The following is a 5,728-nucleotide window of genomic DNA, read 5'->3' as shown; positions in this document are numbered from 1 at the left end:
GGATGATGATGAAGAAGCGCATGATGCGGAAGCAGATGATGAAGCGCCGCATGATGAAAAGCCGGATGATGAACCGCGGGATGTGAGCCTACGGGAAGCTCGGAATAGGGCTTCCCACCCTCGCCTACCAACAATGCGGGGCGGGGAGACTTCCTCTCCTCACCACCTCGCTTTTGACGAAATGGCCTACAGACTTTCGACGTGCGGTCGCCCTGACATTCAAGCTCTGGAGCTTTGTATGGCCCACGCTCGCGTTCTAAGCTTGATAGCCTGTCTAATGACGGTTGCTCTCTCTCCGGCGAATGCCGCTACGAAGAAGGTCCGGGTTCCGGACCAGTATGACGGCACATGGACCATCGTGGCTTCGACAGCCGAGGGACCTTGCTCAGCGACCACGACCTATCGGGTGCGGATTAAGAATAGCGACGCCTCGGTCCCCGGGGAGGATATCGACGTTGATGAGGGGGTATCGGCTGCCGGGGCTATGCGAGCCACGATCACGCAAAGATCGAATAGGGTGCCGATCACGGGCAAGCTCACCCCTAGGGGCAACGGTAGCGGGACGTGGCGCACAAGCGGCGGCCTGATCGAATGTAGCCGTAGTTGGATGGCTCAGCGTACAGGGTAAGGTGGTATCTCCGTAAAAGGATCCGGTTCCTTTCCTAAGCCATGCGTGAAGGTAGCGCTTCTGATGCGTCACCCTTAGACGTATCGAGCCCCCCAATAGACACTCACCCATATGGCCCCCGGAACAGGTCTCCCATGGCTTTCCTGCGGAACAGGGTCCGCCAGCGCCTCCGCTGATGCTCCGGCCGATCGTGGATCATGTGGCATCGCTGGTAGAAAGCCGCCAGGTTCGAGCCGGCGTTGTTCGCCGTGTCGTGGTCACGGTGGGCAGCCGCCAGGACAACCCGTGTCGTACGGACCGTGCCGAGTACGTCGTCGCCGCCTACGGCCAAGCAGATGATCCGCCCTGCCCCGTCCCGCCAGGTTCTTGCCTCTGCGTCCCACCAACGCCCAGCGCCGAGATGATAGACGGTCCGCCCATGCGGACGCTGGCAGACCTCACAGCGTCCCCCTGCCCTACGGAAGCGGATCACCGCCGAGAGCTGAGGCCAGTCTATGGGGTAGAAGAAGCGATGCTCTCGCCGGATGGGCATGGCGCGTCTCAGTAGAAAAGAGAAATCTCTGTACTATTTGATACACAGCGTCGGTCAGTGAGCTTTAGATACAGAGAGGCGATTGAACGAATACGATCATCATCGCGTTTGGACCCCGATTAGGATGAATCGGGAGAAACGTACATGACCATTAAGGCAATCACTTTGGCGGCTTCGCTTACCCTCGCCCTCACGGGTGCGGCGCTTGCTCAGACCGCAGCCGGCGGTGGCAGCACCGAGGGCAACATGAACAATCCGGGCAGCGTAAAGAGCAACAGCGAAAAGGGCATGGAGCGCTCGACCGGCTCGGCAACGGGTGCAGGCTCGAACAGCACGGGCTCCACCATGGCTCCCGGGGCCAACGGTGGCTCTGCAGCACCTGGTGGCGCCCCGATGGGTGGTCATAGCAGCGGTGGCGGCACGAGCTCCAGCGGCATGTCGAAGTAGCCTTCTATTTCGGCCCCACGGCCCCCGGGCCCGTGGGGCTTCATCCGGTGCGACGTAAGAGGTTGCTTTAGCCCGGCGTCTTCACAAGAACCCGCTTCCCGAATGGTTCTTGAAGGCATTCGCCCGGCGGATGTACCCGAGCACCGTCCGTGGATCGCGGTGGCCCGACTGATCCATAATGCGAGCGAGATCCGCGCCCCGCTCGGCTGCCGTCGTGATGTATCCGGCACGCAAGCTGTGAGCTCCGAAGGTCGAGGCGTCGAGTCCGGCCGCCTCGACGTATCGCTTTATGATGTCGGCGACGGCCTGCGTCGTGAGACGGGGGGGCGCGGCTGAAATCTCAGCGTCAGAGATCGATCCAGATTTGGATGCACCCCGCACCCTCCCCGACCGCGACACCGGCCGAAACACCGGGCCCTCCGTGATCCCGGCCGAGCCCAGCCAGTCACGCACCAGGGCGACCGGCTTGACGAAGCGCCCGAACGGAATGGCCTTTTCGACCCCCTTACCTTCCTGATCCGTCTTCGACCGGCGCACCATGACCCGCAGGCCTTCGGCATCTTCGCGGAGATCCGCAACATCGAGGGCGACCAGCTCGGAGCGCCGGAACGCGCCAGCGAACCCCAGGGCGAGCAGCGCCTTGTCCCGCTTGCCGGCCAGCCCCGGCGGGACGTGCATCAGCATGGCCGTGAGAACGTCGACGGTCGCCGCGGTCTTCTGCGTCACCGCCTTGTCTGTCCGCCGCCGGACACCCTTCATCACGGCGCGAACAGCCTCGTCCTCAGTCGGATCGGCAACGCCGGCGAGCTTGTGGGCATAGCGGATTGCGGCGAGGCGCCGGCCAATCGTCGACGTGGCCTGCCCCGCATCGGCCTCATGCCCCAGGAAGGCCGCCACCGCCTGTGCCGTGGCCGGCAGGGACCGGAACCCGTACCCGGCGCACCACGCCTGAAACACGCGCGCATCTGTGGTGTAGGCCCGCACCGTCGACGTGGCCTTGCTCGCGCGCTGGTACGCCTGGACGATGGACGCGAGTTCCGCGGGCAGGCTCACGATAGGGGTCTCAGCTTGGTCCGGCGTGACCTCAAATGCAGCGCCCACGATCGCCTTACTCAACTTTTCGATCTTCCAACTTTGACTGCCAACGTCCTCTGCCAATGAGGAGGCGCGGCGTACCCCCGCATCTTCATCCGCACCTCGACGCTCGCCAGAAGGATCTGCCAGTGCTCGGCTGATAGTGCCGCGAGCATTCTTTTGTAGCCAAGGTTACGTGCCGCCTGCTCGGCGACCTGCTCCCACTCTTCAGATAGATCGTGACTATCATTTGAGCTTGGACCGATAGGTGTCTTAGCCATATCGATACTTTCGAAAACGACGTTTATCGAAAGTATTGCATGCCGGCTTGATAGCAAGCTATTGTGACGTATAAAACGTGAGCCGTCCCCATATTTCGATGCGACGACGGCGATACGTCACGATGCCTTGATGCATGGCCGTCATGAGCGATTGACGCCATCTTAAGGAGACGCCTTCAATTCTCGCCGTCGAGATGTTAGGACGCTTCGAATGCAGACCATCACGATAGCGGCGCGGAAAGGCGGGGTCGGCAAGACTACGCTCGCCACTCACCTCAGCGTCATCGCCGCCGGCCCAGGCAAGCCGGTGCTTCTCTTCGACACCGATCCGCAGCGGTCGTTGAAATGGTGGTGGGATCTACGAATCGGCGATACCCCGGCCCTAGTCGAGTGCGACGCCCGCGAGTTGGTGAAGATCCTGCCGGCCGCGAAGCAGGAGGGCGTGGCCTATGCCATCGTGGACACGCCGCCCCATGCCGAGAACTCGATTGCCGATGCGATGCGGGCGGCAGACCTAGTGCTCGTCCCGACGAGGCCGGGACCGTTCGACCTCGCAGCCGTGGCGACGACACTCGATCTCGCCCAGCGCGTCGGGAAGACGCCTCTCGCCATCATCAACCACGCACCACCCCGCACGGGGCAGGGCGAGCCTGCAATCATCGCCGAAGCCCGCGAGACGTTGATACGGATGGGCGCGACCGTCGCCGTCTCCGTCATTTCTCAGCGAGTGGCGATGTCTCACGCCGTCATCGGTGGGCAGACCGTCAACGAATTCGAGCCGAATGGCCGAGCCGCCGCCGAGATGGTGGCGCTCTGGTCCGAGATCCAAGCCAAGCTGAAAGGTTAGGCCATGTCCACCGAACGCCAGTCTCTCACCAGCCTGTCCGACCGTCTCGCGCGCAAGACGACTGCGGCGCCCGTCGAGGCTCCACCCGCCCCCGAGGCGAAGGTCGACGCTGCCAAGCCGGCCAAGGGATCGGATGGCCGCGTGCAGATCATCGTCCGTATGTCGATGGCCGAGCGCAAAGCCCTTCGACAGATCGCCCTGGATCAGGACACCACCGCCCAGGCCCTCGCCGAGGAGGCAATCCGCGACGTGCTAGTCCGTCACGGCTTCAAGCCGTCATGACGGATCAACGTCGAGACAGCTTGATAGCTCGATAGGTAAATAGTGAGACGGAGGAACGGCTAGAGGTCAGCGTTTCTGATTAGAAAGCTGGCGGCACACCACCTGCGAGGCTTCCAGATCCGCGCAGGCTTTGAGCCCCCGCGTCAGCCAGCGAGAGGCGGCTTTTTCATCTCCCCGGGCCTGCGCCCGCTTGAGACCGGCCGTCACCCGGCGAAGACGCCAGAGGTTGAACCGAAGTAGGAGGATCGCCGGCAGCGAGGGCAGGAGGGCGGGGCGACCGTCGAGTGCCATCATAGCGCCACCACGTAGACGGCGACCAACACAGCCGCAGTGACGACGTTGCCCCGGCCCGCCTCATGACCGGCGCGCTTCAGGAGGTTGCAGCGCCAGCGGCGGGCACGGCCGAGAAAGCGTGCGATGTCGGAATGACCGAGGGATACAGCGGCGCGCTGAGTGAGACGGAGTTTCATCGGGTGACGTCCTGTCGGGAGATTTCGCGATCGGTATCGGTGCTACGCAGCCACACGACCTGGCAGGCGTCATGCTGTTCGGGAGCGCCGAGGGACGGTTCAGCGTCGCCTCCGTCCTCAAGGTTCTCGTCGCCGTCCATGCCGTCAAGGATGGCAATCAGCCGGTCGGCGGCATCCATGGCCGCGAGAGCTGCGGCCTCGATCTCGGCGCGGATCATCGTCGGAGAGGGGCGGGGCAACCGCGCCACGGTGGCGCGCTTCGGCCGGAAGGGATGAACGTTGCTTATCGGCTCAATCGCGCGCTGCGACAGAAGCGCGGAGCGCCCTGAGCAGCGCGGGGTAGACCTCGGCGAAGACGGTGTCGGAACCGTCCTGCGGCGAGCCGTCCAGGTTGCCGTGATCGCCAACCCACATCTCGATAAAAGCGGCCTTATGGAGCAAATGCACCAAGGGGGCGCGCCGCCTGGTCAGCCCCCATTGAAGTGGTCCGCCCTTTGGTATGGCTTTTGAGCCTGGAGGACAGACGAGATGGCAAAGTACCCGAAGCCCGAGGAGATCGTCGCCAAGCTACGGCAGGCGGATGTGCTGATCTCACAGGGCCAGAGCGTGGCCGATACAATCCGCGCGCTCGGCGTGAGTTCAGTGACATACTACCGGTGGCGGCGTGAGTTTGGCGGCCTGAAGTCGGATCAGGTTCGACGGATGCGCGCCCAAGCAAGACGCTGCGTCTCGGAGATGGCCGCCAAGATGGGGTCGGCAGCGGCGACAGCGACCGGCGCAGCATCCACCGGCTTGCGACGGATGGCGTGGGAGGCCGTGGCCTTGAGGGTAGTCAGGCGCTCGCGCAGGGTCGGCTTGGCGGGGGCGCGATGGACGAGGCGGGCGAGAGGGTTGAGCATCATGAGTTCTCCACGTCTTGACGGATTACTATCTCGATAGCTGATGGGATGCCGGAGGGCGGGGTGAGGGATCAGGCGAGGGTGGCGAGACCGCCGAAGACGATGACCAGGGCGGCAGCTACCTCGACGCCCGATATGAGAGCGCGGAGGATCGGGGCGACCGGCTCGCGGGGCGGCGTCACCGGCAGGAAATCGAGATGCAGCGCGCGGGCGAGGTCGCCGGCACGGGCGAGGACCGCGGCGTCCGTGATGCCGTCGTGCTGAATGT

At 63.8% G+C, this 5,728-nt stretch carries 11 protein-coding genes and 1 pseudogene; 4 read left to right on the top strand and 8 right to left on the bottom strand.

Annotation, left to right across the window (positions count from 1 at the left end):
- Nucleotides 1-731: 731 nt before the first annotated feature.
- A complete protein-coding gene (locus tag MKK51_RS25525) occupies nt 732-1,160 on the bottom strand; it encodes a hypothetical protein (protein ID WP_243982362.1) in 429 nt (142 codons plus the stop codon).
- 144 nt (nt 1,161-1,304) lie between these two features.
- On the opposite strand from MKK51_RS25525, the gene MKK51_RS25520 reads away from it, so the two are divergent.
- Complete coding sequence (locus MKK51_RS25520; RefSeq protein ID WP_243982360.1) at nt 1,305-1,607, top strand: hypothetical protein; 303 nt, start codon at nt 1,305-1,307, stop codon at nt 1,605-1,607.
- Between the two features lie 81 nt (nt 1,608-1,688).
- Here MKK51_RS25520 and MKK51_RS25515 read toward each other — a convergent pair whose 3' ends face one another.
- On the bottom strand, nt 1,689-2,660 hold the full coding sequence (locus tag MKK51_RS25515) for a site-specific integrase (protein ID WP_243982359.1): 972 nt from the start codon (nt 2,658-2,660) through the stop codon (nt 1,689-1,691).
- A 513-nt stretch (nt 2,661-3,173) separates the two neighbouring features.
- On the opposite strand from MKK51_RS25515, the gene MKK51_RS25510 reads away from it, so the two are divergent.
- Together MKK51_RS25510 and MKK51_RS25505 are read left to right on the top strand one after the other, a co-directional pair.
- On the top strand, nt 3,174-3,809 hold the full coding sequence (locus MKK51_RS25510; RefSeq protein WP_243982357.1) for a ParA family protein: 636 nt from the start codon (nt 3,174-3,176) through the stop codon (nt 3,807-3,809).
- Nucleotides 3,810-3,812: 3 nt separating this feature from the next.
- A complete protein-coding gene (locus MKK51_RS25505; RefSeq protein ID WP_243982355.1) occupies nt 3,813-4,091 on the top strand; it encodes a ribbon-helix-helix domain-containing protein in 279 nt (92 codons plus the stop codon).
- 66 nt (nt 4,092-4,157) lie between these two features.
- On the opposite strand, the gene MKK51_RS25500 is transcribed toward MKK51_RS25505, so the two are convergent.
- From MKK51_RS25500 to MKK51_RS25485, 4 genes are all read right to left on the bottom strand, one after another.
- Complete coding sequence (locus MKK51_RS25500) at nt 4,158-4,385, bottom strand: hypothetical protein (protein ID WP_243982329.1); 228 nt, start codon at nt 4,383-4,385, stop codon at nt 4,158-4,160.
- Nucleotides 4,382-4,561: a hypothetical protein gene (locus tag MKK51_RS25495; protein ID WP_243982327.1), complete on the bottom strand. Its 180-nt coding sequence runs from the start codon at nt 4,559-4,561 to the stop codon at nt 4,382-4,384. The genes MKK51_RS25500 and MKK51_RS25495 overlap by 4 nt, the downstream gene beginning before the upstream one ends.
- A complete protein-coding gene (locus MKK51_RS25490) occupies nt 4,558-4,779 on the bottom strand; it encodes a hypothetical protein (RefSeq protein WP_243982325.1) in 222 nt (73 codons plus the stop codon). The genes MKK51_RS25495 and MKK51_RS25490 overlap by 4 nt, the downstream gene beginning before the upstream one ends.
- Before the next feature lie 73 nt (nt 4,780-4,852).
- Nucleotides 4,853-5,011, bottom strand: coding sequence for a hypothetical protein (locus MKK51_RS25485; protein ID WP_243982323.1), 159 nt, complete (start codon nt 5,009-5,011; stop codon nt 4,853-4,855).
- Nucleotides 5,012-5,089: 78 nt separating this feature from the next.
- Here MKK51_RS25485 and MKK51_RS25480 point away from each other — a divergent pair.
- Nucleotides 5,090-5,269, top strand: a pseudogene (locus MKK51_RS25480) (transposase); the annotation flags it as partial.
- Here the strand turns inward: MKK51_RS25480 and MKK51_RS25475 are convergent.
- Together MKK51_RS25475 and MKK51_RS25470 are read right to left on the bottom strand one after the other, a co-directional pair.
- Nucleotides 5,251-5,463: a hypothetical protein gene (locus MKK51_RS25475; RefSeq protein WP_243982364.1), complete on the bottom strand. Its 213-nt coding sequence runs from the start codon at nt 5,461-5,463 to the stop codon at nt 5,251-5,253. The pseudogene MKK51_RS25480 and the gene MKK51_RS25475 sit on opposite strands and share 19 nt — an antisense overlap.
- A gap of 68 nt (nt 5,464-5,531) precedes the next feature.
- Nucleotides 5,532-5,728, bottom strand: a 197-nt coding sequence (locus MKK51_RS25470) for a hypothetical protein (RefSeq protein WP_243982321.1), incomplete at its 5' end; no start/stop codon positions are given.

The sequence above is a fragment of the Methylobacterium sp. E-045 genome (assembly GCF_022829685.1).
Lineage (GTDB): Bacteria > Pseudomonadota > Alphaproteobacteria > Rhizobiales > Beijerinckiaceae > Methylobacterium.
Note: the sequence above shows the minus strand (reverse complement) of the source record. Positions and strands in the feature narration are given on the sequence as shown.

Bases quoted from the DNA above. Each gene is read 5' to 3' on its own strand.
- MKK51_RS25525 (WP_243982362.1), bottom strand. From the start codon at position 1,160: ATGCCCATCCGGCGAGAGCATCGCTTCTTCTACCCCATAGACTGGCCT.
- MKK51_RS25520 (WP_243982360.1), top strand. From the start codon at position 1,305: ATGACCATTAAGGCAATCACTTTGGCGGCTTCGCTTACCCTCGCCCTC.
- MKK51_RS25510 (WP_243982357.1), top strand. From the start codon at position 3,174: ATGCAGACCATCACGATAGCGGCGCGGAAAGGCGGGGTCGGCAAGACT.
- MKK51_RS25505 (WP_243982355.1), top strand. From the start codon at position 3,813: ATGTCCACCGAACGCCAGTCTCTCACCAGCCTGTCCGACCGTCTCGCG.
- MKK51_RS25500 (WP_243982329.1), bottom strand. From the start codon at position 4,385: ATGATGGCACTCGACGGTCGCCCCGCCCTCCTGCCCTCGCTGCCGGCG.
- MKK51_RS25495 (WP_243982327.1), bottom strand. From the start codon at position 4,561: ATGAAACTCCGTCTCACTCAGCGCGCCGCTGTATCCCTCGGTCATTCC.
- MKK51_RS25490 (WP_243982325.1), bottom strand. From the start codon at position 4,779: ATGATCCGCGCCGAGATCGAGGCCGCAGCTCTCGCGGCCATGGATGCC.
- MKK51_RS25475 (WP_243982364.1), bottom strand. From the start codon at position 5,463: ATGATGCTCAACCCTCTCGCCCGCCTCGTCCATCGCGCCCCCGCCAAG.